This is a genomic window from Pseudomonas stagnisoli (genome assembly GCF_048595745.1).
GTDB lineage: Bacteria > Pseudomonadota > Gammaproteobacteria > Pseudomonadales > Pseudomonadaceae > Aquipseudomonas > Aquipseudomonas alcaligenes_A.
Genome location: NZ_CP184361.1, coordinates 3,102,390 through 3,128,882 on the forward strand (window position 1 = coordinate 3,102,390; position 26,493 = coordinate 3,128,882).

At 64.5% G+C, this 26,493-nt stretch carries 36 protein-coding genes; 18 read left to right on the plus strand and 18 right to left on the minus strand.

The genetic code is table 11. The features are described 5' to 3' along the window. Positions 1 to 95 precede the first annotated feature (95 nt). Positions 96 to 683, plus strand: coding sequence for an NADPH:quinone oxidoreductase MdaB (mdaB, locus tag ACOAPY_RS15020; protein WP_465153825.1), 588 nt, complete (start codon positions 96 to 98; stop codon positions 681 to 683). A gap of 98 nt (positions 684 to 781) precedes the next feature. Beyond that, the gene (locus ACOAPY_RS15025; RefSeq protein ID WP_465153826.1) at positions 782 to 1,402 is read left to right on the plus strand and encodes a hypothetical protein; all 621 of its coding nucleotides are present in this window, start codon (positions 782 to 784) and stop codon (positions 1,400 to 1,402) included. Here ACOAPY_RS15025 and ACOAPY_RS15030 read toward each other — a convergent pair. Then, on the minus strand, positions 1,372 to 2,208 hold the full coding sequence (locus tag ACOAPY_RS15030; RefSeq protein WP_465153827.1) for a CAP domain-containing protein: 837 nt from the start codon (positions 2,206 to 2,208) through the stop codon (positions 1,372 to 1,374). The genes ACOAPY_RS15025 and ACOAPY_RS15030 overlap by 31 nt on opposite strands. A 103-nt stretch (positions 2,209 to 2,311) precedes the next feature. Between ACOAPY_RS15030 and ACOAPY_RS15035 the strand changes: the two genes are divergently transcribed. Continuing rightward, complete coding sequence (locus tag ACOAPY_RS15035; RefSeq protein ID WP_465153828.1) at positions 2,312 to 3,139, plus strand: class I SAM-dependent methyltransferase; 828 nt, start codon at positions 2,312 to 2,314, stop codon at positions 3,137 to 3,139. On the opposite strand, the gene ACOAPY_RS15040 is transcribed toward ACOAPY_RS15035, so the two are convergent. From ACOAPY_RS15040 to ACOAPY_RS15050, 3 genes are all read right to left on the minus strand, one after another. Continuing rightward, positions 3,123 to 3,578, minus strand: coding sequence for a hypothetical protein (locus tag ACOAPY_RS15040; RefSeq protein WP_374559397.1), 456 nt, complete (start codon positions 3,576 to 3,578; stop codon positions 3,123 to 3,125). The two genes, ACOAPY_RS15035 and ACOAPY_RS15040, sit on opposite strands and share 17 nt — an antisense overlap. A 147-nt stretch (positions 3,579 to 3,725) precedes the next feature. After that, positions 3,726 to 4,910, minus strand: a complete 1,185-nt coding sequence (locus tag ACOAPY_RS15045; protein WP_465153829.1) for an NnrS family protein — start codon at positions 4,908 to 4,910, stop codon at positions 3,726 to 3,728. After that, the gene (locus ACOAPY_RS15050) at positions 4,897 to 5,154 is read right to left on the minus strand and encodes a transmembrane sensor/regulator PpyR (protein WP_280002007.1); all 258 of its coding nucleotides are present in this window, start codon (positions 5,152 to 5,154) and stop codon (positions 4,897 to 4,899) included. Before ACOAPY_RS15050 ends, ACOAPY_RS15045 begins: the two co-directional genes overlap by 14 nt. 234 nt (positions 5,155 to 5,388) lie before the next feature. On the opposite strand from ACOAPY_RS15050, the gene ACOAPY_RS15055 reads away from it, so the two are divergent. Further along, positions 5,389 to 5,955: a GNAT family N-acetyltransferase gene (locus tag ACOAPY_RS15055; protein WP_465156820.1), complete on the plus strand. Its 567-nt coding sequence runs from the start codon at positions 5,389 to 5,391 to the stop codon at positions 5,953 to 5,955. 50 nt (positions 5,956 to 6,005) lie between these two features. Next, positions 6,006 to 6,287, plus strand: coding sequence for a peptidylprolyl isomerase (locus ACOAPY_RS15060; protein WP_021699249.1), 282 nt, complete (start codon positions 6,006 to 6,008; stop codon positions 6,285 to 6,287). A gap of 55 nt (positions 6,288 to 6,342) precedes the next feature. Here the strand turns inward: ACOAPY_RS15060 and ACOAPY_RS15065 are convergent, their stop codons facing one another. Next, on the minus strand, positions 6,343 to 6,759 hold the full coding sequence (locus ACOAPY_RS15065; RefSeq protein WP_021699250.1) for an HPF/RaiA family ribosome-associated protein: 417 nt from the start codon (positions 6,757 to 6,759) through the stop codon (positions 6,343 to 6,345). Positions 6,760 to 6,987: 228 nt separating this feature from the next. Here ACOAPY_RS15065 and ACOAPY_RS15070 point away from each other — a divergent pair, with 228 nt between their 5' ends. Then, on the plus strand, positions 6,988 to 7,581 hold the full coding sequence (locus ACOAPY_RS15070; protein WP_465153830.1) for an MFS transporter permease: 594 nt from the start codon (positions 6,988 to 6,990) through the stop codon (positions 7,579 to 7,581). Position 7,582: 1 nt separating this feature from the next. Here the strand turns inward: ACOAPY_RS15070 and ACOAPY_RS15075 are convergent, their stop codons facing one another. Beyond that, positions 7,583 to 8,533: an omptin family outer membrane protease gene (locus ACOAPY_RS15075; protein WP_465153831.1), complete on the minus strand. Its 951-nt coding sequence runs from the start codon at positions 8,531 to 8,533 to the stop codon at positions 7,583 to 7,585. 167 nt (positions 8,534 to 8,700) lie between these two features. On the opposite strand from ACOAPY_RS15075, the gene ACOAPY_RS15080 reads away from it, so the two are divergent. The 7 genes from ACOAPY_RS15080 (at position 8,701) to ACOAPY_RS15110 (ending at position 12,094) form a co-directional block, all read left to right on the plus strand. Beyond that, positions 8,701 to 9,063 carry a hypothetical protein gene (locus ACOAPY_RS15080; protein WP_465153832.1) on the plus strand — a complete coding sequence of 121 codons (363 nt, stop codon included), beginning with the start codon at positions 8,701 to 8,703 and terminating at the stop codon, positions 9,061 to 9,063. Positions 9,064 to 9,174: 111 nt separating this feature from the next. Continuing rightward, entirely contained in the window at positions 9,175 to 9,876 is a 702-nt protein-coding gene (locus ACOAPY_RS15085; RefSeq protein WP_076425085.1) for a YebC/PmpR family DNA-binding transcriptional regulator, read from the plus strand. A gap of 8 nt (positions 9,877 to 9,884) precedes the next feature. Beyond that, the gene (locus ACOAPY_RS15090; protein WP_076579323.1) at positions 9,885 to 10,073 is read left to right on the plus strand and encodes a hypothetical protein; all 189 of its coding nucleotides are present in this window, start codon (positions 9,885 to 9,887) and stop codon (positions 10,071 to 10,073) included. Then, on the plus strand, positions 10,070 to 10,483 hold the full coding sequence (locus ACOAPY_RS15095; protein WP_465153833.1) for an NUDIX hydrolase: 414 nt from the start codon (positions 10,070 to 10,072) through the stop codon (positions 10,481 to 10,483). Before ACOAPY_RS15090 ends, ACOAPY_RS15095 begins: the two co-directional genes overlap by 4 nt. 91 nt (positions 10,484 to 10,574) lie before the next feature. Continuing rightward, complete coding sequence (locus ACOAPY_RS15100; RefSeq protein ID WP_257722346.1) at positions 10,575 to 10,706, plus strand: hypothetical protein; 132 nt, start codon at positions 10,575 to 10,577, stop codon at positions 10,704 to 10,706. Positions 10,707 to 10,847: 141 nt separating this feature from the next. Next, a complete protein-coding gene (locus tag ACOAPY_RS15105; RefSeq protein WP_021699255.1) occupies positions 10,848 to 11,168 on the plus strand; it encodes a DUF2025 family protein in 321 nt (106 codons plus the stop codon). An 80-nt stretch (positions 11,169 to 11,248) separates the two neighbouring features. Continuing rightward, positions 11,249 to 12,094 (plus strand): substrate-binding periplasmic protein, encoded by an 846-nt coding sequence (locus ACOAPY_RS15110; protein ID WP_465153834.1) that lies wholly within the window; start codon positions 11,249 to 11,251, stop codon positions 12,092 to 12,094. On the opposite strand, the gene ACOAPY_RS15115 is transcribed toward ACOAPY_RS15110, so the two are convergent. The 5 genes from ACOAPY_RS15115 to ACOAPY_RS15135 all read right to left on the minus strand — a co-directional run bounded on the left by ACOAPY_RS15115 (position 12,091) and on the right by ACOAPY_RS15135 (position 17,303). Continuing rightward, positions 12,091 to 13,401, minus strand: a complete 1,311-nt coding sequence (locus tag ACOAPY_RS15115) for a phospholipase (protein ID WP_465153835.1) — start codon at positions 13,399 to 13,401, stop codon at positions 12,091 to 12,093. The two genes, ACOAPY_RS15110 and ACOAPY_RS15115, sit on opposite strands and share 4 nt — an antisense overlap. Before the next feature lie 96 nt (positions 13,402 to 13,497). After that, complete coding sequence (locus ACOAPY_RS15120; protein WP_465153836.1) at positions 13,498 to 14,355, minus strand: FHA domain-containing protein; 858 nt, start codon at positions 14,353 to 14,355, stop codon at positions 13,498 to 13,500. Between the two features lie 11 nt (positions 14,356 to 14,366). After that, positions 14,367 to 16,064, minus strand: a complete 1,698-nt coding sequence (locus tag ACOAPY_RS15125; protein ID WP_465153837.1) for a serine/threonine-protein kinase — start codon at positions 16,062 to 16,064, stop codon at positions 14,367 to 14,369. Positions 16,065 to 16,081: 17 nt separating this feature from the next. Continuing rightward, complete coding sequence (locus tag ACOAPY_RS15130; RefSeq protein WP_465153838.1) at positions 16,082 to 16,861, minus strand: PP2C family protein-serine/threonine phosphatase; 780 nt, start codon at positions 16,859 to 16,861, stop codon at positions 16,082 to 16,084. A gap of 94 nt (positions 16,862 to 16,955) precedes the next feature. Then, a complete protein-coding gene (locus tag ACOAPY_RS15135; protein WP_465153839.1) occupies positions 16,956 to 17,303 on the minus strand; it encodes a hypothetical protein in 348 nt (115 codons plus the stop codon). A gap of 97 nt (positions 17,304 to 17,400) precedes the next feature. On the opposite strand from ACOAPY_RS15135, the gene ACOAPY_RS15140 reads away from it, so the two are divergent. From ACOAPY_RS15140 to ACOAPY_RS15160, 5 genes are all read left to right on the plus strand, one after another. Then, positions 17,401 to 18,120, plus strand: coding sequence for an endonuclease (locus ACOAPY_RS15140; protein ID WP_465153840.1), 720 nt, complete (start codon positions 17,401 to 17,403; stop codon positions 18,118 to 18,120). Between the two features lie 168 nt (positions 18,121 to 18,288). Further along, complete coding sequence (locus ACOAPY_RS15145) at positions 18,289 to 18,498, plus strand: cold-shock protein (RefSeq protein ID WP_021699263.1); 210 nt, start codon at positions 18,289 to 18,291, stop codon at positions 18,496 to 18,498. 70 nt (positions 18,499 to 18,568) lie between these two features. Further along, entirely contained in the window at positions 18,569 to 18,751 is a 183-nt protein-coding gene (locus ACOAPY_RS15150; protein ID WP_021699264.1) for a hypothetical protein, read from the plus strand. Positions 18,752 to 18,865: 114 nt separating this feature from the next. Then, positions 18,866 to 19,891, plus strand: coding sequence for a GGDEF domain-containing protein (locus ACOAPY_RS15155; RefSeq protein ID WP_465153841.1), 1,026 nt, complete (start codon positions 18,866 to 18,868; stop codon positions 19,889 to 19,891). A 19-nt stretch (positions 19,892 to 19,910) separates the two neighbouring features. After that, on the plus strand, positions 19,911 to 20,249 hold the full coding sequence (locus ACOAPY_RS15160; RefSeq protein ID WP_465153842.1) for a hypothetical protein: 339 nt from the start codon (positions 19,911 to 19,913) through the stop codon (positions 20,247 to 20,249). A gap of 3 nt (positions 20,250 to 20,252) precedes the next feature. On the opposite strand, the gene pdxJ is transcribed toward ACOAPY_RS15160, so the two are convergent. From pdxJ to lepA, 7 genes are all read right to left on the minus strand, one after another. Beyond that, positions 20,253 to 20,999 (minus strand): pyridoxine 5'-phosphate synthase, encoded by a 747-nt coding sequence (gene pdxJ, locus ACOAPY_RS15165; protein ID WP_465153843.1) that lies wholly within the window; start codon positions 20,997 to 20,999, stop codon positions 20,253 to 20,255. Beyond that, positions 20,992 to 21,690, minus strand: a complete 699-nt coding sequence (recO, locus tag ACOAPY_RS15170; protein WP_465153844.1) for a DNA repair protein RecO — start codon at positions 21,688 to 21,690, stop codon at positions 20,992 to 20,994. Before recO ends, pdxJ begins: the two co-directional genes overlap by 8 nt. A 5-nt stretch (positions 21,691 to 21,695) precedes the next feature. Further along, positions 21,696 to 22,598 (minus strand): GTPase Era, encoded by a 903-nt coding sequence (era, locus tag ACOAPY_RS15175; protein WP_465153845.1) that lies wholly within the window; start codon positions 22,596 to 22,598, stop codon positions 21,696 to 21,698. After that, on the minus strand, positions 22,591 to 23,280 hold the full coding sequence (rnc, locus tag ACOAPY_RS15180) for a ribonuclease III (protein ID WP_203787652.1): 690 nt from the start codon (positions 23,278 to 23,280) through the stop codon (positions 22,591 to 22,593). The genes era and rnc overlap by 8 nt, the downstream gene beginning before the upstream one ends. Continuing rightward, complete coding sequence (locus ACOAPY_RS15185; RefSeq protein WP_278958341.1) at positions 23,277 to 23,654, minus strand: DUF4845 domain-containing protein; 378 nt, start codon at positions 23,652 to 23,654, stop codon at positions 23,277 to 23,279. The genes rnc and ACOAPY_RS15185 overlap by 4 nt, the downstream gene beginning before the upstream one ends. A 91-nt stretch (positions 23,655 to 23,745) precedes the next feature. Further along, a complete protein-coding gene (lepB, locus tag ACOAPY_RS15190) occupies positions 23,746 to 24,597 on the minus strand; it encodes a signal peptidase I (RefSeq protein WP_465153846.1) in 852 nt (283 codons plus the stop codon). Between the two features lie 5 nt (positions 24,598 to 24,602). Then, positions 24,603 to 26,402, minus strand: a complete 1,800-nt coding sequence (lepA, locus tag ACOAPY_RS15195) for a translation elongation factor 4 (RefSeq protein WP_203787660.1) — start codon at positions 26,400 to 26,402, stop codon at positions 24,603 to 24,605. Positions 26,403 to 26,493 lie beyond the last annotated feature (91 nt).

Consider the following 26,493-nt stretch of genomic DNA (forward strand, 5'->3'; position numbering starts at 1 on the left):
TGACATATCAGCAATAATCATTTGCCCACGGGCGGCTGTTTCAGGGGCGCCCGCCTGCGTAACCTGCCGGCCATTCGAGATGCCCGGAGGCTCCCATGAAAAAGATCCTGTTCCTCAACGGCGGCAAGCAGTTCGCCCATTCCGACGGCCGCTACAACGCCACCCTGCACGACGCCGCCGTCGCCTTCCTCGATCGCGCCGGCTTCGACATCAAGACCACCTTTATCGACGGTGGCTACGACATCGATGAGGAAGTGCAGAAGATCCTCTGGGCCGACGTGGTGATCTACCAAATGCCCGGCTGGTGGATGGGCGCGCCCTGGACGGTGAAGAAGTACCTGGACGAGGTGTTCACCGCCGGCCACGGCAGCCTCTACGCCAACGACGGCCGCACCCGCGCGGACGCCTCGCAGAAGTACGGCAGCGGCGGCCTGATCCAGGGCAAGCAGTACCTGCTGTCGCTGACCTGGAACGCCCCGCAGCAAGCGTTCGACGACCCCAGCGACTTCTTCGAGGCCAAGGGCGTGGACGCGGTGTACTTGCCCTTCCACAAGGCCAACCAGTTCCTCGGCATGCGCGCCCTGCCGACCTTCCTCTGCACCGATGTGATGAAGCAGCCGAACATCGAGCGCGACGTGGCGCGCTACCAGCAGCACCTGGCCGAGGTGTTCAACCTCGCTTGAGCCCGCGAGGCGCAGCACCCATTCAGGGTGCTGCGCCGCTTCACGCCCCACACTGCCTTGCGATAGCCTTGCCGACACCTACTCGCAAGGACGCTCCCATGTCGCAGGATCCGCAGTTCCACCCTCTCGCCAAGCCCATCCGCCGCCTGACCCTAGCCGTGTGGGTAACGGCCGCCGCGCTGATCTTCAGCACAGTGGCCCCCTACGTCGTCATGCTGTTTCCGCAGTTCTACGCCGCACAGGTGGAACGTATCGAGGAGTCACTCGACTCGACGCTGGTGAAAGAACAAGAAGAAGTCGCCCAACTGCCCCGAACCTCCGTCGAATCGAACGCGCCATCGACTATTCCAGGCGAGGAGTTCTATGCCCTGCCGCTGGACAAGAAGATCGAGCAAGCCAGTGCAATCGCCATCACCCGCATCGAAAAAACCGACGACGGCAGACTGCGCGAGATTGTTCAGGAATATCTGAAAAAGGCACCTGGCATAACCATTCGCCATGAAGTGGGCAGCGAACTCCGCTCCCGCTACATCAATGAGGACGATAAAACCGTCTACGGCGATGGCGCCATCGTATTCTTCCAAGGCTCTCCAGCCAGGGAGTTTTACTGGTCGTACTTCCACGGCGATCGTGTCCGTGGGCTGGACGACATTCCTCTCGCGCTACTGCGTGAAAAGTGCAAACAGGCTCAGGGCGCGCCGAACAGCGCCGTCCAGTAGATGCCAGCATCGCTCTTCGGGTCCACCGCGTAGCCGGCGCCCAGTTCGCTGAACGTCGGGCTCATCAGGTTGGCGCAGTGGCCGGGGCTGGCCAACCAGCCGGCCACCACCTTGTCGGCGGCATCCAGGCCGGCAGCGATGTTCTCGCCGATCTGCATGCCGCTGTAGCCGGCCAGCTCGGCGCGGTCGCCCGGGGTGCGGCCGTCACGGTCGCGGTGGTCGAAGTAGTTACCGTTGGCCATCGCGCGGCTGTGGCTCTCGGCGGTACTGGCCAGGGTCGCGTTCCAGGCCAGCGGCGCGCTGGCGGCAAATGCCTGGCCGCCGCACTGACGCGCCTGCGCGCGGGCGGCGTTGATCCGTTCCAGCAGCTTCTGCCCTTCCGCCTGCCAGTCACCCAGGCGCCCGCCCAGCAGCGGCCGCGCCAGCACGATGCGCCAGTCGCGGTCCACGCGGCTGACGCCGACATCGACGAACTGCGGATCGAGCACCACGCGGCAGAAGCTCTCGCGCAGCGCCTGCATGGCGCTCTGCGCATCGCGCGGACCGGACAGGGTGATCGCCTGCACATTGACCATCGGGTAGCCGTTGCGCGCCAGACTGTCCTGCAGGTCGCCGCCCACCACCGGCAGTACCAGGCGCGGATCGCTGGCCAGCGGCGGCAGTTCCGGCGACGCCAGCGCGCCGCAGCGCTGCACCTGGCCACGGTAGGCGTTGATCGCCTCGACCAGTTGCGCCTCGTCGGCAGCCAAGGCACTGCCGCCGAAACCCAGCGACAGGATGAGCAGAACGGATGAAATGGCGCGCATGGGGACCTCCCTGAAACCGATGGCCGCCATCATGCGCGATTCCACCCTTGCCTTGCCACGCCCTTGGCTCTACCGTCGGCCACCCGAGCAAAGGAGTGCCGCCATGAACGAATCGTTCGACGTGAACCGCGCCAACTGGAACGAGCGCGCCGACCTGCATGCCGCCTCGCCGGACTATCAGGTCGAGCAGTTCGTCAGCCAGCCGGAGCATCTCTCAGAGGTGGTGCGCTTCGATCTGCCGCGCCTGGGCGATATCGCCGGGCTGCGCGCCGTACACCTGCAATGCCATATCGGCACCGACACCCTGTCGCTGGCGCGCCTGGGCGCGCGAGTATGCGGCCTGGACTTCTCGCCCGCCTCGCTGGCCCAGGCACGCCGCCTGGCCGAGCGCTGCGGCGCGGCCATCGACTATGTCGAAGCCTCGGTGTATGACGCCGCCAGCGTGCTGCCGACGGAGAGCTTCGATCTGGTCTACACCGGCATCGGCGCACTCAACTGGCTGCCGCGCATCGACGGCTGGGCGCGCAACGTGGCGGCCCTGCTCAAGCCCGGCGGGCGTCTGTTCCTGCGCGAGGGGCATCCGCTGCTGTTCGCCCTGGACGAGGACTGCGAGGACCAACTGGTGATCGGCTTCCCCTACTTCGAGCACACCGAGCCCACGGTATGGCAGGACGAACACACCTACGTGGAGACGGACCAGCTACTGAGCGCCAGTATCACCCATGAGTGGAACCACGGACTGGGCGAAATCATCACCGCCCTGCTGCGCCACGGCATGCAGATCAGCGCGCTGGATGAGCACGACAGCATTCCCTGGGAGGCCCTGCCCGGGCAGATGGCGCTTGGCGCGGACGGCGAGTGGCGGCTGCGCAGCGGACGCGAGCGCGTGCCGCTGAGCTACACGCTGCAGGCGATCAAACGTAGATGCTGACGCCGCCCCTGGCCTGCAGCCAGTCGCGGTAGGTGGCCAGCGAGTCGGTCTGCTGGCCGGCATTGAAGCCGACGAAGCTGCTGCTGTCACCGAGGCCCGCGTCGATCAGCTTGTCGACCTGTACCAGCAGCTTGGCCGCGTCGTCGCGGTCCATGGCGGCGACGTCGGGCAGCTCGATCTTCGCCCCCGACTCGCCGGCCTTGCTACCCGACAGGCTCTGGCTGATGCTCGGCTGCAGGCTGCCACCGCCATTGAGCGCGCGCAGCAGCCCGCCCTCGCTGCGCGCCACCATCTGCCGGGCCAGGCTGCGCAGCTCGGCAATCGGGTCCTTGCTGCTCTCGGCCGGTTTCTCCTGGCTGCTGGCAGTGGTTGCAGTGGTGACCTTGCCGGCGCTGGCGAGGTAACTGGCCAGCGGCGAGCTGGTGTTGATGGTGGTCATGGCGAAGCCCTGCGAAAGTCCGTTTCAGGGTCATAAGCAGAATGCGCGCCACCTTGCCGAAAAGCCCATGCCTGCTGGGCTGCCGCCGTATCGGCAACGCCAGTCAGCGGAACGGCCTTGCCGCTCGGGGCAAGGCCTTGCCACCCATCAGCCCGGATGCCCGTCGACCCGCGCCGTCCAGAACATCGCCGCGTAATGGCGCAGGAACAGGCCGAAGGCCAGGCACCAGCACAGCGCCGCCAGCCACAGGCCACTGACCGCAAAGGCCGCCAGCAGCACGCGGCTGAGTGCCGCTGCCTGCAGCAGGGCGAAGGCCCAGGTCATGGCCGGTGGCGGCTGCAGTGGACGCCCGGTATGGCCGAGGCTGACTCGCGCCAGCATGGCCAGGATCAGCCCACCCATCGCCCCGACTGCCAGCGCATGGCTGGCCAGGCTCGGCTGCGCCAGCCAGCCCAGGTGCCAGGCGGCCATCAGCAATCCAGCGATGGCCAGCCAGGCGTAGGCCAGGTGCAGCGACCACAGCAGCGGCACGCGCCAGATGCCGCCTGCCCGCCACTGCCACAGGCGCAAGCCGTGCAGCATGGCCACGGCGAGGAACAGCGGCGCCAGCCAGGAGCTGGAAACCTGGCCAAGGCCGGCGACAATGGTCGCGGCTATCGCCAACGAACCGCCCAGCAGACTCCACATCAGCCAGGGCCGCGCCGGCACCTGGCGAGCCAGCCCCAATCCCCGTGCAGTGAAGAAGGGAATCACCCGCCCGCCGATGATCGCCATCAGCGCCGCTACCAGCCACAGCGCGGCCAGCACGCCGCGCCGCTGCAGGCTATCGTCGACCAGCAGCAGGCCATACAGGTTCAGCGCCTGGCAGGCACCAAGCAGCGCCAGCACCAGCACGAGCGGGGCGTTATGCCACTGCCGGGCCCGCAGGATCAGCCGAGCGAAGGCCAACAGCAGAGCCAGGGCGAAGGCCAGTTCGAGCGCCGCCAGCGCGGCCAGAGGCATGGGCAGGAACCAGGCCAGGCGGCCTGCCAGCCACAAGCCGAACAACAGCGTCAGCGGACGCCCGGACAGGCTCGGCTGGCCGGTCCAGGTCTGCACGGAGGTGAGCAGGAAGCCGGCGATGATCGCCAGGCCGAAGCCGAACGGCATTTCATGACGGTGCCAGGCCAGCCAGCCGCCGAGCGGCTGCAAGACCAGCCAGCCATTCAGCGCCGACACCCAGGCGGCCATGGCCAGCAAGGCGAACAGCGCCCCGCCGAGAAAGAACGGACGAAACCCCATCCGCCAGAGCGGCGCGATGGCCAGGGCCCGGCTGCGCTCAAGCACTTGCACAGCAACGCTCCCAGCCGGCCTTGCGTTGCAGGTGCTGGGCCAGCAGCCGCATCACATAACCGATCTTCAGCAGGCTGGGGCCGAGAATCACCGCCGAATGCGCCGCCACCTGGGTAGCGATACTCAGCCGGCTGTCCAGGCCGTAAGCGACCACGACGCCGACCAGCAGCAGCGCCAGCCCAGCCAGCAGCAATTGGGTGGATACCCGCAGAAGGTTCTTCGGGCAGCTCAGGTACTCGATCATGGCGGCATCTCCCTGGAGTTGGAGGGTGAAACCCCTCTATACCCTGATCCTTACAGAACCCATGCCAATAAAATAATTATTTAAAATCAACAAGTTGAGCAATTAAGAGTCATATAGACACATGACAATAGATGTCCTTATGACCACATATTGTCATAAAGACAACAGCAGCTAGCTCCATCGGGCAATCTGCTGGCAACATGGGTGAACAGGAAACCATCAGGGACAAGGATGATGCCCACCCTCCCAACGCTCAGCACTCCGCGCCTCACCCTGCGCCCGCTGCAACTGGAAGACGCCCCGGCGATCCAGACGCTCTTTCCGCAGTGGGAAATCGTCCGCCACCTGGCCAGCCGCGTGCCCTGGCCCTACCCCGCCGATGGCGCCCTGCTCTATCTACGCGACATTGCGTTGCCCGCCATGCAACGGGGCCGAGAATGGCATTGGACTCTGCGCCTCCAGCAGCACCCGCGACAGTTGATCGGGCAGATCAGCCTTTACGACTCCCCCAACGACAACCGTGGACTCTGGCTCGCTCCCGAGTGGCAGGGCCAGGGACTGATGCAAGAGGCTCTCATGGTGGTGATGGCCTATTGGTTCGAAGTCCTTGAGCGGCCATCGCTACGCGCCACCAAAGCCTGCGCCAACCAGGGCTCACGCCGCCTGTCCGAACGCTGCGGCATGCGCCTGATCGCTACCGCCGAGAGCGACTACGTGGCGGGCAGACTGGCCAGCGAAGTCTGGGAAATCACCCGTGAGCACTGGCTGCAGCAGCGTCTCACGACGGATGCCCTGCCATAGCGCCGCGCTTTGCGTTAGGCTCTGCCGCCTATTCAACAGGAGGACACCCCATGCCCCGCGCCAGCGCCCGCCACATCCTGGTTTCCAGCGAAGCCAAGTGCAACGAACTGAAAGCCGCCATCGAAGCCGGTGCCGACTTCGCCCAGGTGGCCAAGGACAACTCCAGCTGCCCGTCCAGCCGCGACGGCGGCAACCTGGGCTCCTTCGGCCCCGGCCAGATGGTTCGCGAATTCGATCAGGTGGTATTCAGCGCCCCGGTCGGCGTAGTCCAGGGTCCGGTGAAGACCCAGTTCGGCTACCACCTGGTGGAAGTCACCAGCCGCCAGGACTGATCCTGCGGACAAATAAAAACGCCGGCGAATGCCGGCGTTTTTCATGGTGCGGGAATCAGGCGTTGCGCAGTTGCTGCTCGGCCAGGAAATCCTCTTCCAGCAGTTGGTCCTGGGCGGCGGCATCACCTGCCTCGACGCCATCACGGTGGCTCGGTCCACGCTTGTTGCGCAGCTTGCCGAGCTGGTGATCGAGTGCATGCCCGAGCTTCTCGATGGCGCCATCGAGGGCGAACTCCAGAGACTCGGCCTTGTGGGTCACGGACAGCGGCTGCAACCCCTTGGGCCGGACCTCGATCTGGCAGCGCTTGTCCTGGGCACCGGCCTTGCTGCCGTTCTCGTCGTTGAAATGCACGACGACACGGGTCAGCTCCTCGTCGTAGCGCTCCAGTTGGCTGCCGAGGGTAGCGCTGACCCAGCTGGCGAGACGGGCGCTGCCGTCGATATGGTTATCACTGTGAACCTGGATTTGCATAAAGCCTTCCTTATTCAACTTCAACCATGCGTCGCACTGAGCGACGACTTCAGCCTACGCCATTCGACGCCCCATGGGGCACTCTGTTGCACCAGGAAACACTCTTTGCTGACCTGGATCACGCACGCAACGACCACCTCGCGCCAGCTCTGGACTTTCTCGCCAGCCGGCACCTAGCATGGGCCGGATGGATGCCCGCAAGGGCTCGTTCGACACCAGGGAAGGCTGATGGAAAACCTCTACCGCACACCACAAGCACAACTCGTCGACGCCCCGCTGGCCGACGCCGAGGGTCACTTCTTCACCACCTCCATTCGCAAGATGAGCATCCTGTTCATCGCCACCATGGGCCTGTACATCCTCTACTGGGGCTACAAGCAGTGGGACAGCCAGCGCAGCCGCATGCTGCCGAAGAAGATCATGCCGGTGTGGCGCTCGATCTTTTCCATCTTCTACATGCACAGCCTGTCCGGCCTGATCGACGAGCAGCTGCGCCAGCAGGGCAAGCCTCTGCTGGGCTCTGGCCCGGCCACGCTCTATGTGGTGGTGGCCATCGGCAGCGCGCTGCTTGGCCAGGTGAGCGCCCGCATCGAGGACCTGCCGGTATTGCTCGACGTCGTCCTGATGCTGCTGCAACTGTGCATTCTGCTGCCAATGATCAGCATCCAGCGCCAGGCCAACCTGGCCAGCCAGGACCCGCAAGGCAGCGGCAACGCGCAGATGTCGGGAGCCAACATCGGCTTCATCGTCGCCGGCGTGCTGTTCTGGTGCCTCTATCTGGGCAGCATCGCCACCCTGCTGATACTCGGCGCACCGGCCTGAATCAGAAGCGGTAGTGCATGCCCAGGCTGGCCTGCACGGTGCGGTTGGACATGCCTCCCGCATCACCCTCGATCACCTCGCGGGTAACGCTGTCGTCAATCTTCACCTTGCCCTTGCCCTCGGTGAACTCCTGGTACTCCACCTGGCCACGCAGGCTGAGCTGCTCGCTGAAGCGATAGGCCAGGCCCAGGCTGGCAGCGCGCAGGCGTGAACCCTCACCGGTACCGGCAAAGGTGGTGGAGCGCAGGTGATGGATGTCGTAGTCCTCGGCATCGACCCAGTCACTGCCCTTGAGCGTGGCGTCGAGCTGCCAGTCCTGCCACTGATAGCGCCCGGTCAGCCCCAGATAGGGAGCCTTGTAGGTCTGCTGGTAGGTGATGCCGACTTCGCCATCCGGGAAGGTGCCCGTCATATCGCGGAAACCCCAGTCAGAGGAGTAGGTGTAGCTACCACCCTTGGCCTCCCACTTGTAGTGGGTGCGCTGATAGCCGGCGAGCAGCCCGAGCTGCCAGTCGGCCTCACGCAGCACCCAGAAACTGGCCGCGAACTCGGCCTGATAGGCACGAATCAGACGGGTGTCCGGATGGTAGGAGCGATCGCTCCAGGCGCTTTCCTGCTGGCTCAGCCAGTCGTAGTCGGTCATCGTGCTGTCGCCCGAATCGAGCTTGCTCCAGCCTTGCAGCGAGAGGGTCAGCCACGGATTCGGATCGAGACTGAAGCCCGCATGCAACGTAGGCGCCTGCTCGATCTCCCAGAACAGCTGGCTGATCTTCGCCCCGCTCTGCGGGTCATAGACCTTCTCCTGAGAGCGCCCGGTCAGGTAGCCGACACCCAGGCTCACCTGCGCCTTGTCCCACTGCCAGCTGGCTTCCTGCGTCCGCACCGCTTCGGCCTGCGCCACACCACCGATCAACGCCAGGCAAACGCCCGACAGGTTTACTAGATTGCGCATGCTGCTCCTCCCTGAAAAAAAGCGCGCATTCTGGCGCCCTGTTACTGTGCATTCAATAGCGTCAACCGTGACCTGATACGCGGTATCAGGCATTACCACCAGCATGCCCTAGCCAGACTGCTCGGCTTGCGCAGACACTGCGCCCCCCGCAGTCAGGAATATTGCGCATGGATCGCCAACCCCGCTCGCTTATCAAGATCATCCTCTCCCTGCTGGCGTTTAGCGCCGCCTGCGTCATCGGCCTGGGGTTCTGGACGGCATTGCCGGCGTTCAACGATCTGTTCGCCGCCTTCGGCGCCGATCTGCCGGGGCCCACCCGCTGGGTGATGGAGAATCCCGACGGCGTGCTACTGCTCCTGCGCAGCCTGCTGATTCACAACCTGGTCTGGCTGGTCGTCTGGCTCTGCGTACGCCAGCGCTGGGTCGGCCTGCTGCTGAGCCTGGCCACGCTGCTGGTATGGCTGGCGCTGGCAATGCTGGTCGGTGCCGCCTATCTGCCGATCTTCACGATGAGCGTCATGGTCAGCTGAGGCGCATTGCCATCGGCGGGATGCCGAGGCCGAAGCAACCCGTTAGAATCTGCCTCCTGAATTCGCCCCGCCCTGCGGGGCGCCGTCCCCCTCAGCCTGCGAGAACACCCCATGGGCGCCCAGTGGAAAGCCAAACCCAAAGAAGCAGCAGCCAACGCCAGAGGCAAGATCTTCGGCCGTCTGGTCAAGGAAATCATGGTCGCCGCGCGCAACGGTGCTGACCCGGACACCAACGCCAAGCTGCGTGTGGCCGTGCATGCGGCCAAGAAGGCTTCGATGCCCAAGGACACTCTGGAGCGGGCGATCAAGAAAGGCGCCGGCCTCTCCGGCGAGGTAGTCAACTACGAACGCACCCAGTACGAGGGTTTTGCCCCGCACCAGGTGCCGGTCATCGTCGAATGCCTGACCGACAACGTGAACCGCACCGTGGCCGAGATCCGCGTGCTGTTCCGCAAGGGCCAGATGGGCGCCGCCGGCTCGGTGAGCTGGGACTTCAACCATGTCGGCATGATCGAAGCCTCCTCCGACACCGGCGCCGACCCGGAACTAGCCGCCATCGAAGCCGGCGCCCAGGACTTCGAGCCGTCCGATGAAGGCAACACCCTGTTCGTCACCGACCTGACCGACCTGGACGCCGTGTGCAAGGCCCTGCCGGAGCAGGGTTTCACCGTCAACTCGGCAAAGATCGGCTACATGCCGAAGAACCCGGTCAGCAACCTGACGCCCGAGCAGATGGAAGAGGTCGAAGCCTTCCTCGAAGCGCTCGACAACCATGACGACGTCCAGAACGTCTACGTCGGCCTGAGCGGCTGACGCCGCCCGTGAGCCGCAGCCAGTTCCACCAGCAGCACGCCGCACGCGCCGAGGCCGAAGCCAGGCGCCTGCTGGCACAGCGCGCCGAACTCGGCGCGCGTTGGCTGGACTGGGTGGCCGCCGAGCTGTACCAGCTGACCCCGCCCGAATACGCCGCCATGGTGCGCCGGGAACTGCAGCGCCTGAACACCCCATGACTCGACTGACCATCGCAGCCGCCTGCCTGCTCGATGATGCCGGCCGCCTGCTGCTGGTGCGCAAGCGCGGCACCCAAGCCTTCATGCTGCCCGGCGGCAAGGTCGAGCGCGGCGAAACCTCACTCGCCGCCCTGCGTCGGGAACTGCTGGAAGAACTGCAGTTGCCGCTCGACGAATCCGCTTTCACGCCGCTCGGACTGTTCGAGGCACCTGCCGCCAACGAGGCCGACACCTGGATCGACGCCAGCCTCTATCTCGCCTATCTGCACCGCCCGGTGCACCCGGCTGCCGAACTGGAAGAGCTGCGCTGGCACTCCCTCGATCACCCCGATACCGCCGATCTGGCTCCGCTGCTGCGCCTGCATGTTTTGCCGCGCCTGCGCCGTCGAACGGCGCTATGCTGCACTTAATGTACAGCGCAGGCTGGCTCAGCCTGGGAGGTGGTGATGACCGACGAGAACTGCGGTTGCTAACGACTCGCCATTTCCGGAGGAAAGCACCATGAGCAAAGGTCTGGACCGGCACAAGGAGGCGAAGAAGAAGCCTCTGAAGACTGCCGAAGAAAAACGCATGGCCAAGCGCAACAGGAAGTCCGGCAACACCCTGCTGGGCAGCCATGCCCCGAATGCCTGACCCACTCGCACCCGGCATCGCCGGATGCCCATCTGCCACTTTGATCCAGAGCAAGACGGCTCCGCCGTCATGCTCTAGGATCGCCGGCAAAACATAACGACAACGCCCTGCGTGCAGACCCAGTCATCAACAGAGGTTTGCATGAGCACCACTTCATCCACCATCTGCGCCGCCGCCGACGCCCTGCAGGGCCTGGTCGGCTACAACGCCAAGAGCGGCCATCATATCGTCCGTTTCAGTGAGGACTCCTTCGGCCTGGACGTCACCGAAGACAGTATCCAGCCCTGCGCCGAATTCGTCTGGCAGCCCCTCAAAGGCGCGCTGATGACCCTCAGCCGCGAGCGTCTGGGCCTGCTTCTGGAGCAGCGCATCGACGAACGCCTGAACATCACCGAGCCCCTGCGCCTGTACCTGAAGCGCCACGACCTGCCGGAGATCATTGCCGAACGGCGCAAGACCTGAGGGCGACTCGGCTGGCATAATGCGCGCACCACCCTGATGCGTCTGCGCGCATCCCCTGCGAATGGAAAGGATTGCCATCGATGTTCCCGCGGCGCCTGCTGCTGGCCCTGCTACTGATCGTCCCGCCAGCCCTGGCTGCGAACGATGTCATGCGTTACCCCCGCGCGCCGGCCGGCGACGAATTCCGCCCACTCTACCCACTGGCCCTGCTGCAGCTGGCGCTGGACAAGGCCGGCAGTGACCTGCGCCTGGAGCCATCGGAACACCACATGGAGCAGCAGCGCGCCCTGCTCAACCTGGAGCGTGGCGAAGCAGTGGACGTGGTATGGACCATGACCAGCATCGAGCGCGAGCAGCGCCTGCTGCCGGTCCGCATTCCCCTGGACAAGGGCCTGTATGGCTGGCGCATCGCCCTGCTGCGCGCTGACCGGGCGCAGCTGCTGCGCGATGTGCGCACGCTCGATGACCTGCGCCGGCTGCGCGCCGGCCAGGGCCACGACTGGCCGGACACCGCCATCCTGCGGCACCAGGGCCTGCCGGTGGAAACCAGCTCCAGCTATGACAGCCTGTTCCTGATGCTGCGCGCCGAGCGCTTCGACTACTTTCCGCGAGCCGTGCTGGAAGCCAACGCCGAGTTGCAGCACATGCACATCGACGACCTGACACTGGACCGCCACCTGGTCCTGCACTACCCCACCGCGCTGTATTTCTTCTTCTCGCCACAGAAGCCGCAACTGGCGGACACGGTGCGCCAGGGGCTGGAACTGGCGCTGGCAGACGGCTCCTTCGACCGCCTGTTCCAGCAACACCACGCCGACGACCTCCGGCGCGCCAGGCTGGACCAGCGGCGCATCATCGAGCTCGACAATCCGCTGCTGCCACCGCACACGCCGCTGCAACGGCGCGAGCTGTGGTATCACCCCTAGTTGGCCGGCAGGGTGCCTTTCAGGGCGTTGCGACTGTGCGCGCCGAAGTGGCGGAACAGCTCGACCAACAGTTGCTCCAGCGCCGGATCGGGCATCACCGGCTGTAGCTGGTTGCTCTCGCTGAAGCCCTTGCCCGCTGCCGCCTTGTGCGTCGCGACCCGTGCCATCCACTCGCCGATCAGCGCATCGAACGGATCGGCGCGGGCATGCGACTCGGCCGCTACCACCTGGGCCGCATAGTCCACGTCGAAGGGTGGATAGTCAGCGTCCTGTTGCCGTTCGCCATAAGCCGCCAGCAGCGGATGGTCTAGCTCGCCCGTGAGGATCAGCGCCTGCATGCGGTCGAACTGATACTGCTCGATGGCGGTGTGGCGGTCAGCCACACGCTGGATGGCGGCTTCGCGATCTTCCGGATACCCCGCCTCGGCCTTGGCCGCGATCAGCACCATGCCGCTGGTGCCCACGCCCGGCAGCACGCTGGCGTGATACGGCTGGGTGAGGTCCTGCAGGTAGTGCATGGCCCAGCCGAGAAAACGATAGCCCCAGTAGGGATGGCCGCTGGCAAAGGCCAGGCGGGCCAGGCCGCTGTACTGATAGACCCGCCAGTGCGGCAGCGTCTGCCCCAGGTAGGGCGCGGCGGCAAAGATCAGCGCCGACTCGTGGTAGTAGCCGATGTGGAACGGCGCCTGCGAGGAATACTCGAAGCGCGCATCGCCAAACGGCTGCGGGCCGAAGTTGTAGCGCTGCCCGGTATCCCCCGGATTGTCGCTGAACAGGTTGATGTCATGGCCGTAGTCCGGCTCGTCCGCCGCGCTGGCCAGCACCTGCAGCGCCTCCACCCGCTCGCCGTCGCGCAGCGCCAGGTAGCGCCAATTCGTCCAGGGACCGACCTTGTGGAACACCAGCACGTCCTCGCCCTTGAGCAGCGGCCTGCCGCCGCCATCCTGCCCCGGCAGTTGCTGGATGAAGCTGGCCAGCTTGACCTCCGGGTTGATGCGCAATGCCTCGAGGAACGCGGCGCGCCGATCGCCCTCGCCGGCAGCCTGCCAGCGCAGCTCGTCCGGGCGCGCCGGGTAATAGGAGAAGTGCTCGCGGGCGTAACGCTCCTGCTCGTCCAGCAGTCGCTCGATGGCTGGCGCCTGAGCGGCGAGGAAGGCCTCCAGCGGCTCCACCTGCACCTCCTGGCGCAGCGCGGACTCCTCGCGCAGTGCCAGCAGGCTGCCCAGCGAGTGGTTGGACCAGGCCAGGGCATGGGAAGACAGGCCGGCCAGCAGGCCGGCGCACGACAACAGAACGAGTGACTTCACGGCTACTCCGATGCGTGAGGCTAGTCGGGCAAGGCTAACCTCGGCAGCCGCCCGAGGCACTGTCGGGCTGCGCCAGCGGCACTCACCGATCAGGCATCAGAGCAGGAAGGCGGCCGACGCTCCGGCAATCACCAGTAGCACCGCAAGCGCCAGGCCGACGCCCAGCGCCGACCCCGCCGACTTGGCAGCCGGCGCCGGCGCGGCCTGAGCCTGGGCTGCCGCACGCAACGGGTTGACCGTTGGCGCCGCGCCGTTGGCCGGCCTGGGCCTGGCCTGCGGCTTGGGCAGATCGACGGCACGCACGAACACGGTGGCGTCTTCGTTTTCGTCCGCCGGCGCCTCCTGGGCCTCGACCTTGGGCCCGATCACCAGCAATACTACCGACCCCATGCGCACCTGGTCACCGGGCTTGAGCACCGCAGCAGCGGTCTTCTCGCCGTTGACCTGCACGCCGTTGGCCGACGCCAGGTCCTTGACCTCCAGTACCTCGTCGCGCAGGAAGAACTCGCAGTGGCGACGCGACAGCTGGGCGTCACTGAAGCACAGCTCGCACTTGACCGAACGACCGAAGGTCATCGAGCCGCTGACATGGAACTTCTTGCCTTCGTGCTCGCCCTGGATCACCTGGAGGAACCAGCGCTGGCCGGCTTCGGCGCGCGGCGCGACCTTGCCCGGGTCGGTCAGTTGCAACTCCACCTCGCCCAGGCGCAGACAGTCGCCCGAACGCAGCTGATAACGACTGGCGATACGCTCGTCGTTGACGAAGGTGCCCAGCTCGCTGTCGCAGTCACTGATGTAGTAGAGGCCATTGTCCTGGCGAATCTCGGCGTGAAAGGCACTGATCCCCGCATCGGCCAGGACCAGGTTGTTGCGCTTGTCCTGGCCCAGGGTGAAGCGGTCCTCGACCAGCCAGATGGGGGCCTGGCGACTGTCCTTGAAATGCAGCTTGAGCATGGGTACGGGTCCTACTGACCGAAGATGTTGTTCCAGGCACGTTTGATCGGGTTGCTGTTACTTTCACGCTCCTCGCGCGCCGCGCGATCGGCGGCAGCGCGGGCATTGGCGGCACGGGCTTCGGCCAGCAGCTGCTGGTGTTCGCCCTGCATCTGCAACAGTTCCAGGTTCTGCGGCTCGGCCTGCAGGCCGCGCTCGATCATGGCCAGGGCAGCCGGGAAGTCGCTACGCCGATAGGCGGCATTGGCCAGGTCACGGTACAGCAGGGCCACGCGATTGAGGCCGGCCAGGGCCTCGGCGTTGTCCGGCGACCAGCCGAGAATCTGCCGGTAGTAGTACACCGCGCTGTCCTCCTCGGGCAGCAGCAGGCGCTTGTCGGCGATGCTCTGCTCGGCCAGCGCCAGGTAGCGAGCGATGCGCGCCTGCAGCACACGGCTCAACCCGTCGAGCGCGCCGGCGTGCTGCGGGTCGATGGCCAGGGCCTGGCGGTAGTAGAAGTCGGCGTTGTCTTCGCTCGGCTCGGTCAGCAGACCGTCGGCCAGGCGCTGCTCGGCCAGGTCGGTGAAAACCTTGATGCGCGCCTCGCGAATGCGCTGCAGGCCGGCCAGTGCCTCGCTGCTGTCGGCATCGATGGCAAGGATCTGGTTGAAGTAATGCTCGGCGCTGTCCTGCGCCGGCTCGATCAACTGGCCGGCGGCGAAGCGCTGCTCGGCCTGGACCAGCAGCGCCTCGATCTGCCGCTGCTGCTGGATGTACAAGCCGGCGGAGGTCAGGGTACCGATCAGCACCAGTACGCTGAGCACCACCAGCAGCGGCATGGCCGAGCGGCGCGGGCGCGGCGCGGGCGCTGCAACCGGCGCGGCAGGTTCGGGCAGCACCAGCGCCGGACGGATCTGGGTTTCCTCCAGATCGCTCAGCTCTACCTCGTCCAGCGCGGCGAGCAGCGCGCGGCAGTCGGCGAAACGCTCGTCCGGCTTCTTCGCCAGCATGCGCGCCAGCACGCCGCGGAAGGCGCCGAGACTGTCCGGCAGCGGCGGTTCCATCTGCACGTGGTTGACCACGGTCTGGGTGTAGTTGCCGCCGCGGAACGGATTGCTGCCGGTGAGCATCTCCAGCAGGATCACGCCCAAACTGTAGATGTCACTGCGCGCGTCCAGCGGCTGGCACTGGGCCTGCTCGGGGCTGCTGTAGGCCGGGCTGCCGACGGCCACGCCGAACTGGGTCAGCTCGCTGTCGATGTCCAGGTCCTTGGCCACGCCGAAGTCGGTGAGCACGGCAGTGCCATCGCCACGGAACAGCACATTGGCCGGTTTCACGTCGCGATGCACCAGGCCCTTGTCATGCACCACGGCCAGGCCGCTGGCGACCTGGCGCACGATCTGCAGAGCGCGCTCAGGGGCAAACAGCTCGCCCTTGTGCCGCGCCAGGTCGCCGCCGGGGAGGAACTCCATGGCCAGGTAGTAGCGACCGTCGGCCAGGCGATCGATGTCGTAGATGGTGATGATCGACGGGTGGTTGAGCGAGGCGACGATGTGCGCCTCCTTGATGAAGCGCTGGCTGAAGGTCTCGTCTTCGGCGCTGCGCAGCACCTTGATCGCCACCTTGCGGCTCAATGACTCCTGGGTGGCCAGGAATACCTCGGCCATGCCGCCCTTGCCCAGCTGGCCGTGGACCCGGTAGCCGGGGATTTCAAGCAGAGTGGTGCTCATGGATGTGCGTCGATCATTCAGTGCTTGCGGGAATGGAGCCAACGGCTGAGGAAGTTGCGCGGCCTGGCGTCGATCTCCGTCGATTCCGCCATGCTACGACCCAGCACGATGCAGGAGATATTGTCCTTGCCGCCCAGCCGATTGGCCAGCCCTATCAGCTCCTCGACCAGCTCATCGAGCGTGGCCGCGCCAGCACAGACTTCCTGGATCTGTTCGTCGGTCAACTCGCCGGTCAGGCCGTCGCTGCACAGCAGAAGCAGTTCGCCGGGTGCCAAACTGCCCTGCACACGCCCGACCTCGAGCTCCTGCTCGCCCTGTCCCAGGCACTGGGTCACGATATTGCGCCGCGGATGCTGGCGCGCTTCGTCGAGGCTCAGTTCACCCGCATCGATCATCGCCTGCACCCAGCTGTGGTCGCGGGTCAGGCGCTCGATGCCGTCCAGGCTGATGCGGTAGGCGCGGCTATCGCCGATCCAGGCCACCTCATAATCGGCGTCGACAAAACGCACGGCCACCACGGTACTGCCCATGCGCCGGCCACCCTCCTCCTGTACCGCCGCGAGGATCGCCTGGTGTGCTGCGTGGATGGAGGATTCGAGACCGCTACCGGCGACAACGGACTGGCGCAACGTGTCCAGGGCCAGGGCGCTGGCGACTTCCCCACACTCATGCCCGCCCATGCCATCGGCCACCGCCCACAGACCGAGCTCGGGGAGGCAGAGCACGGCGTCTTCGTTATGCCCACGAACCCGGCCCGCGACGCTCTGCGCCGCAAACCCCAGGGACTGCATCGACATGGCTGCTGCTTACCTTATGAATCTGCACTGCCGTGCATGATGCTGCGCCAGGCCCTGGCTGTCAGCCCGAAGCGCGCGAACTGTTAAACAGTCGTCAGCGGCGGCGCTGCACCTCTTGACCACTCTGTCCCGGATAACGCTGTACCTCGATGCCACCGGGATACTCGGTGCTCTGGCGGATGCCGCCGCTCTGGCGCACGCTGGAACCACTGTGGATCTGCACCTCGCGACCGTCATATCCCTGAATGGGGACGGCGTGACCGCCATACAGGTCATAGCGCTGGCTGTAACTGGAGCCGCTGACACTCCCGGAAGCGCCCGGGCTTACATACTCGATGGGCACAGGCTGCGAGCGCAGCGGCTCGTTCGCCAGGACCGGGCCGCCACACAGCGCGGCCAGCAACAACAGCGGATAGCGCATAACGGCTGCCTCTGCGAACATTCGGGCAATCGATGCTACGCCAGGCGCTGGCGCCTGGCCATGCTTGGCACAAGGCGCCGAGCCGGTATGATGCGGCCCTTTTTGGGATGCCGTATCCATGCCCAAGCGCCTCGCCCTGTTGTTGCTCTGCTGCATCGCCCTACCCACCCTCGCGGAACCACCACGCACCTTCGCCGAAGCCAAGAAGATCGCCTGGTCGCTCTATGCCCAGCAGTCGGTGGAGTTCTATTGCGGCTGCCGCTACAGCGGCAATCGAGTCGACCTGAAGAGCTGCGGCTACCAGCCGCGCAAAAACCCGCAACGCGCGGCGCGTATCGAGTGGGAGCATCTGGTACCGGCGTGGGTCATCGGCCATCAGCGCCGCTGCTGGCAACAGGGCGGCCGCAAGCACTGTGCGCGCAGCGACGAGACGTTCCGCCGCGCCGAGGCAGACCTGTTCAATCTGGTGCCCAGCATCGGCGAGATCAACGGTGATCGCAGCAACCTGCCCTTCGCCTGGCTGCCCCAGCCGCCCACCCAGTACGGCACCTGCCCGATGGTGATCGACTTCAAGGCAGGCAAGGCGATGCCAAGGCCCAAGGTTCGCGGGATGATCGCCCGCACCTACTTCTACATGAGCCAGCGTTACGGCCTGCGCCTGTCCAAGCAGGAGCGCCATCTGTTCGAGGCCTGGAGCAAGCACTACCCGGTGGAATCCTGGGAGCGCCAGCGCAACCAGCGCATCGCCTGCGTCATGGGCTGGAGCAACCCTTTCGTCGGCCCCGTCGATCTGCGCAGCTGCGCCGGGTCATTTACCGGAAAAGGCAAAAATGATTAGGTGTTTTGGCACTTTGCCTGTAGGGTAGCGAGTACTGTGCTGCATGTGTCACCGCAAATCGACCGGTTTAGATTTCGGTCCAACCTCCCTCGGTTTCTTTACTCTTTGCACTCAGTCATGGCCTGGGCTGTTCCAGCGCCGTGTTCACTTTGTTCAAGGAGAAATCCCATGTCCGTACGTCAAACTGGCACCGTCAAGTGGTTCAACGATGAGAAAGGCTTCGGCTTCATCACTCCGGAAAGCGGCGCCGACCTGTTCGTGCACTACCGCTCCATCCAGAGCGCCGGCTTCAAGAGCCTGAAGGAAGGCCAGCAGGTCTCCTTCATCGCCGTACAAGGCCAGAAAGGCATGCAAGCCGACGAAGTCCAGGTCATCTAAGACCTGCACTGCGCCGCAAGGAACCGGCCTCAGGGCCGGTTTTTTTATCCCTGCAAGATAGAGGAATACCATGAGCGCCAAGAAGTCCACCCAGCAGCCCAAGCCGCAAGCGGCCGTGGCAACCAGTGAATCCCTTGAAGCCCAGGTGGCAGCCTTCCTCAACTCCGGCGGCGAAATCCAGCAGATCGCCAAGGGCGTCAGCGGTCAGTCCTGGAGCGCGCCGAGCCGACATATCGTGATCGGCAAGAAATAAGCAGCCCCAGCACTACTGGCACTTTGCCTAACAGTTCCTTGCCGACACGCACAAAGCCCTGCATCCTTGATCTCATAACAACGAAAAACGCGCCACTGGCCAGAGATCTCGCTGATGTTCAAGCGACTGCGCAATGATTTCCAGCTGTCCATCATCACCCTCATGGGTGTCATCGGCGTGCTCGGCATCAGCCCCTACGCGTTTTACCGCCTGCTAAACGGCAACCTGCTGGTGGGCATCGCCGACAGCGTGATAGTGCTGTCGACACTGGCCGCCGTGACCTACGCCTGGCGCACCGGCGATACGGAAAAACCGGGCATCTACCTGGCCGCCGTGTTCTCCGTGGGTGCGACGCTGATCGCCATCAACCTGGGCGTCAACGGCCTGTTCTGGATCTACCCGCTGATCCTCTTCAACTTCTTCATGGTCTCGCCCGGCAAGGCGATCGCCGCCACCCTGCTGGTGCTCCTCGGCCTGGTCGCGCATGCCCTGTGGGTACCCGGCAGCGTGTTCGAAAGCCAGTACCAGATGGTGTCCTTCTTGGTGACCAACGCCATGGCCGGCATCCTGACCTTCATCTTCGCCTACCGCACCCGCACCCAGCGTGAGCAGCTGCAGGCCCTGGCCATTCAGGACCCACTGACCGGCGCGCGCAACCGCCGGGCCATGAACGAAGAACTGAAGATCGCAGTGTCCAGCAAACGTCGGCATGGCCGCAGCTACGGCGCGCTGGCCATGGACCTGGACCATTTCAAGCAGATCAATGACCAGCACGGCCACCAGGCCGGGGATCAGGTACTGATCGACTACGTGAAGCTGATCAAGGCCTGCTCACGCCAGGAGGACCGGCTGTTTCGCTTCGGCGGAGAGGAATTCCTCCTGCTACTGCCGGATGTCGACCTGCAGGGCCTGGAAGCCGCCGCCCAGCACCTGCTGGTCTCGGTGCGCGAGCAGCTGAACGGCCCTGGCGGCGCAGTTACCGTCTCGATCGGCGGCGCCATGCTGCGCAACGACGAACCCTGGGGACAGTGGCTGCAGCGCGCCGACCAGAGCCTCTACCAGGCCAAAAGCAACGGACGCAATTGCATCATCATCGACAGACCCACCGTCGGCGACCTGGCACCCAGCCATGCCGGCTGACTGACAGCCGGCACCACGCGTGAGCAGAATACTGGCAAGGGAGACGCTACAGATCCATCAACCGCTGGACCTCACGCCCAGTGCTCGCCTGATCGATATGGGCCGCGATGACCTCTTCATCGCCGACAGCCTGCTGGGCGAACGCGCCGTTCACCTTTCGGGAGTCAGCCACCAACGCGTCCATGCCTCCCGACAGACAGTCGGCAGTTACACCCTGCACTTCCTGGTGCCACGCAAGCGGGCCGACGCCCAGCCGTTACTCCACCAGTTCGACGGCGGTCTGCGACGACTGCAGGACAGCGGTGAGTACCAGCGCATCCTCGACACCCATCGCGAGCATGCGCTGCGTGCTGAATAGACCTCAGCCGCGGTGGGCGGCGGCGACGATCAGCTGCTTCATTTCCGCCACGGCCCCCTTGAAACCGACGAACAACGCATGGGCGACGATGGCGTGACCGATGTTCAGCTCGTGCACCCCGGCGATTGCCGCTACCGGCTCGACGTTGTGGTAGTGCAGACCGTGGCCAGCATTGACGATCAGGCCATGAGCCAGTCCGCAGGCCACGCCATCACGGATACGTGCCAGCTCACGAGCCGCCTCTTCCGGGGAGTGGGCATCGGCGTAGCGACCGGTGTGCAGCTCGATGGCCGGTGCACCGATGCGCCGGGACGCTTCGATCTGCCGTTCCTCGGCGTCGATGAACAACGAGACCTCGCACCCCAGCTTGCTCAGGCGCTGCACCGCGGCCCTGATCCGCTCTTCCTGGCCGGCCACGTCGAGGCCACCCTCGGTGGTCAGCTCCTGGCGCGTCTCCGGCACCAGGCAGATGTGCTCGGGCCGGATCTGCTCGGCGAAGTCGAGCATGAAGTCGGTCACGCCCATCTCGAAGTTCATGCGCGTCTGCAGCACGTCCTTGAGTATGCGCACGTCACGCTCCTGGATATGCCGGCGATCCTCGCGCAGGTGCACGGTAATGCCGTCGGCGCCCGCCTCTTCGGCATCCAGCGCCGCCTTGACCGGGTCCGGGTAACGAGTGCCGCGAGCCTGGCGCAGGGTGGCGACGTGGTCGATGTTGACGCCGAGGAGAATGCGGTTGGCTTCAGTCACGAGCAGGTTCCTTGAGAGTCATGAAAAGTTCGCGGCTGACCAGCGGTCGGCCGCCCAGGTGAGGAGCCAGGGCTTGGCGCATCAGGCGCTTGGCGGCAGCCAGGGCACCGGGAGATGACCAGTCGGCCTGCGCCATCGCCAGCAAATCGGCACCCTGGAATAGACCGGGTTGCAATTGTCCTACCGGTTCCAGACCGGCATCCGGCTGCAGGCGGTACAGCCCTTCAGCGGCGATGGGTCGACCGGCAATATCGATATCCAGGGCGAAACCATAGCCCAGCTCGTCCAGCAGACGCCATTCGAAGGCGCGCAACAGCGGCTCAAGCGGAGGATTGGCGGCCAGCGCCTGCAGGGTCAGAGCGTAGTGTTCGAACAGGCCCGGATGAGCATCCTCGGCGGGCAGCAGGCGCAGCAACAGCTCATTGAGGTAGAGCCCACTGTAGAGGGTTTGCCCCTGCAGCCACACCGCCAGCCCGGAGGCCTCCAGGCGCGCCACGTTCTTCAGTTCACCGCGCCCTCGCAACTCCAGCTCCAGCGGCGCAAAAGGCCGCGCCAGGCTGCCAGCCTTGCCGCGCGCACCACGCAGCACTGCGCGCAGGCGCCCTTGCGGAGTAAGGAAATCAACCAGCGCGCTGGTTTCCTTGTAGGGCCGGCTATGCAGGACGAAGGCCGGGTGCGCGCCGGAGAGCATGGGGATCAGAAATCGGTGTAGCCCAGCGAACGCAGCGCGCGCTCGTCATCGGACCAGCCGCCCTTCACCTTGACCCAGAGGTTGAGCATCACCTTGGAGTCGAACATGGTTTCCATGTCCTTGCGCGCATCCTGACCGATGCGCTTGATACGTTCACCCTTGTCACCAATGATGATTTTCTTCTGCCCGTCGCGCTCCACCAGGATCAGGCCGTGGATATGCAGTACGCGCCCCTCCTGCTTGAACTCCTCGATCTCCACGGTGATCTGGTAAGGCAGCTCGGCACCGAGCTGGCGCATGATCTTCTCGCGAATCAGCTCGGCAGCCAGGAAACGGCTGGAACGATCGGTAATCTGGTCTTCCGGGTAGAAATGCTCGGACTCCGGTAAACGCTCGGCAACCAGGCGCTCCAGGGTATCGAGGTTCTGCCCGTGCAGCGCGGAAATCGGCACTACCTCGGCCTGCGGCAGCTGGGTGGCCAGCCACTCCAGATGCGGCAGCAATTCGCTCTTGTCTTCCAGGCGGTCCGCCTTGTTCACCGCCAGCAGGATCGGGCACCGCACATGCTGGACCTTCTCCAGCACCATCTGGTCCTCGTCGGTCCAGCGGGTACGGTCGACCACGAACACCACCACATCGACGTCCTTGAGCGCGGTCGATGCACTGCGATTCATGTAGCGATTGAGTGCTTTGTCGTTGTGCTTGTGCAGGCCGGGCGTGTCGACATAGACAGCCTGCACCTCCCCCTCGGTCTTGATGCCAAGCATGTTGTGGCGGGTGGTCTGTGGCTTGCGCGAGGTGATCGCCAGCTTCTGCCCAAGGATATGATTGAGCAGGGTCGACTTGCCCACGTTGGGGCGGCCGACGATGGCGACATAGCCACAACGGGTCACGGGTGCATCAGTCATGGCTGTTCTCCACGCCCAGGGCCACCAGCGCGGCGGCAGCGGCCACCTGCTCGGCGATGCGCCGGCTGGCGCCCTGCCCCTGGGTCTTGTCGGTCAGCAGGGCGATTTCGCACTGCACGAAGAAGGTCCGGCAATGCGGCTCGCCCTGGATATCCACCACCTCGTAGCGCGGCAGCTCGGCGGCACGCGACTGCAGGAACTCCTGCAGTCGGGTCTTGGGATCCTTGTTGGTATCCACCAGGGTCAGGCCGTCCAGCTCATTGGCCAACCAGTCCAGGACACGGGCACGCGCCACATCCATGCCGGCATCCAGGTAGATGGCGCCGATCAGCGCCTCCAGGGCATCGGCCAGAATGGACTCGCGGCGAAAACCACCACTCTTCAACTCACCCGAGCCCAGACGCAGGTACTCGCCCAGCTCAAAGCCACGGGCCAGCACCGCCAGAGTCTCGCCTTTGACCAGGCGCGCGCGCAGTCGCGAAAGCTGCCCCTCACGGGCCTGCGGGAAGCGCTCGAAGAGCGCCTCACCGGCAACGAAGTTGAGGATGGCATCACCGAGGAATTCCAGGCGCTCATTGTTGCGCCCGGCAAAGCTGCGGTGCGTCAGTGCCAGGAGCATCAGCTCCTGGTTCTGGAATGTATGGCCGAGCCGGCGCTCGAGACGGGAAAGAGATTGGCTCACTGGGCTCGGATTCGGAATTCTTTGTCGAAGTTGGCAACCAGATCGAGATTCTCGATCAGATGCTCGCGCCTCTCATACTTGAGATGAACGAGGAACTCGTTATTCTCCAGCTTGATCTCGATAGCATCTTCTAGATTGAGATCACGAATACCGTTTACGGTCATCCCCTTCTCGACGTGCTCATAAAAATCGCGAACTGTGCTGATATCAAGGCTAGGCTCAGTCTCGACTTTAGTGATCATACTTTCCAGCGCCATGTAATCCATGTAATGCGGAAACATCTTGAAGGCTGTGCTGGCAAAAAAAGCCACCAGCGCCAAGACCACCATCCAGCCCAGCATGGACATGCCTTTCTGCGAACGCGCAAGTTTCATGGTCGACCCCAATTCCAATGTTGTTGTGATGGTGATGACTATATCTAAGCAGGCGCTGCCGGGTTGAACAGCGCCTCGCAAAACCGGGTGATCAGCGAATCAGACCGACCCGAGAGAAGTTCGGCAGGCTGCGCAGCTTGGGCTCGGACCAGGTCATCCATACGGCGAACGCCTTGCCTACGATATTGCGATCGGGAACCATGCCCCAGTCTTCCTTGGCAATATGGGCATCCTGCCAGTAACGGCTGTCGTTGGAGTCGTCGCGGTTGTCACCCATCATGAAATAATGCCCTTGCGGCACTACCCACTCGTCGCCCGGCCGGACATTGCGATGCAGCTGCTTGCGGATCATGTGCTCCGCCTCACCCAGCTTCTCCTTGTACAACAGGGTGCGCCCCAGAGAACCCGGCTCCTCACCCAGCAGCGTCTCGGCTACCAGTTGACCGTTGACCAGCAGATGCTTGTCCGCCGTATAAGCGATGCGATCCCCTGGCAGGCCGACCACACGCTTGATGTAGTTGATGCTCGGGTTGCTCGGGTAACGGAAGACCATGACATCGCCACGCTGCGGATCACCGACTTCGATGATCTTGGTATCGATCACCGGCAGGCGGATACCATAGGCAAACTTGTTGACCAGAATGAAGTCGCCCACTTCCAGAGTCGGCTTCATCGAGCCGGAGGGAATCTGGAACGGCTCCAGCAGGAAGGAGCGCAGCACCAGGACGATGGCCAGCACCGGAAAGAACGATTTGCCGTACTCGACCAGCAGCGGCTCCTTGTTCAGACGCTGCAGAACCTGCTCGTCCGGCTCACTGACCTGGCCTTCATAGGTCGCGGTGGCCGCACGACGCCGCGGCGCCAGCAGCAGCAGATCCAGCAGGGCGAGAGCGCCGCACACGGCGACGGCGATGACCAGAATCAGCGGGAAGTTGAACGACATGGGAGTTAACTATCCACCTTGAGTACGGCAAGGAAGGCTTCCTGCGGGATTTCCACGCTGCCGACCTGCTTCATCCTTTTCTTACCGGCCTTCTGCTTCTCCAGCAGCTTCTTCTTACGGCTGACGTCACCACCGTAACACTTGGCCAATACGTTCTTGCGCAATGCCTTGACCGTGGTCCGGGCAATGATCTGGCCGCCGATGGCTGCCTGGATCGCCACGTCGAACATCTGCCGCGGGATCAGTTCTTTCATCTTCTCGGTCAGCACACGACCTTTCTGGTGAGCACGATCACGGTGCACGATCAACGCCAGAGCGTCGACCTTCTCGCCGTTGATCATCACGTCCAGACGCACCAGGTTGGCCGACTGGAAACGATCGAAGCTGTAGTCCAGCGAGGCGTAGCCGCGGCTCACCGACTTGAGGCGGTCGAAGAAGTCCAGCACCACCTCGTTCATCGGCAAATCGTAGGAGACCTGCACCTGGCTGCTGAGGAACTGCAGGTCGCGCTGCACGCCGCGCTTCTCGATGCACAGGGTGATGACGTTACCCAGATGCTCCTGCGGCACCAGGATATTGGCGCGTACGATCGGCTCGCGCATGTCGAGGATGCCGGCCGGATCGGGCAGCTTGGATGGGTTGTCGACGTAGATGGTCTCGCCGTTCTTCATCTCCACTTCGAAGATCACGGTCGGCGCGGTGGTGATCAGGTCCAGGTCATATTCGCGCTCCAGGCGCTCCTGGATGATCTCCATGTGCAGCATGCCGAGGAAGCCGATGCGGAAGCCGAAGCCCAGGGCATCAGAGCTTTCCGGCTCATACTGCAGGGCGGCATCGTTCAGGGTCAGCTTCTGCAGCGCTTCGCGGAAATCCTCGAAATCATCGGAACTGACCGGGAACAAGCCTGCGTAGACCTGCGGCTTGACCCGCTTGAAGCCTGGCAGCACATCGACGTCCGGAGTAGTGGACAGGGTCAGGGTATCGCCCACGGGCGCGCCGTGAATGTCCTTGATGCCGGCGATGATGAAGCCCACCTCGCCAGCCTTAAGGTCGGCGGTCTCGGTGTGCTTCGGGGTGAACACGCCAACGCTGTCGACCTGGTGCATCTTGCCGGTCGACTTGACCAGGATCTTGTCGCCCTTCTTCACCCGGCCGTGCTTGACCCGCACCAGCGAGACCACGCCCAGGTAGTTGTCGAACCAGGAGTCGATGATCAGTGCCTGCAGCGGCGCGTCGAGTTCGCCCTCTGGCGGCGGAATCACCTTGACCAGGTGTTCCAGCACGTCGATCACGCCCATGCCGCTCTTGGCACTGCAGGGCACGGCGTCGGTCGCATCGATGCCGATGATGTGCTCGATCTCATCCTTGACCCGCTCCGGCTCGGCCTGCGGCAGGTCCATCTTGTTCAGCACCGGCATGACCTCAAGGCCCTGCTCGATGGCGGTGTAGCAGTTGGCGACCGACTGCGCTTCCACACCCTGGCCGGCATCCACCACCAAGATCGCGCCCTCGCAGGCGGCCAGCGAGCGGCTGACCTCGTAGGTGAAGTCGACGTGGCCGGGAGTATCGATGAAGTTCAGCTGATAGGTCTTACCGTCCTGCGCCGGGTAGTGCAGGGTCACGCTGTGCGCCTTGATGGTGATGCCGCGCTCACGCTCCAGGTCCATGGAGTCCAGGACCTGGGCTTCCATCTCGCGGTCGGACAGGCCGCCACAGATCTGGATGAAGCGGTCGGCCAGGGTCGACTTGCCATGATCGATGTGGGCGATGATGGAAAAATTGCGGATATGACTCAGGTCACTCACGGATCAACACTCGAAAAAGCCGCAGGCAGGCTGCCCGCCGAAAAATAGCCGGGGATTCTACCCGATCGGCGACCGGCCCGTCACGGGCAGG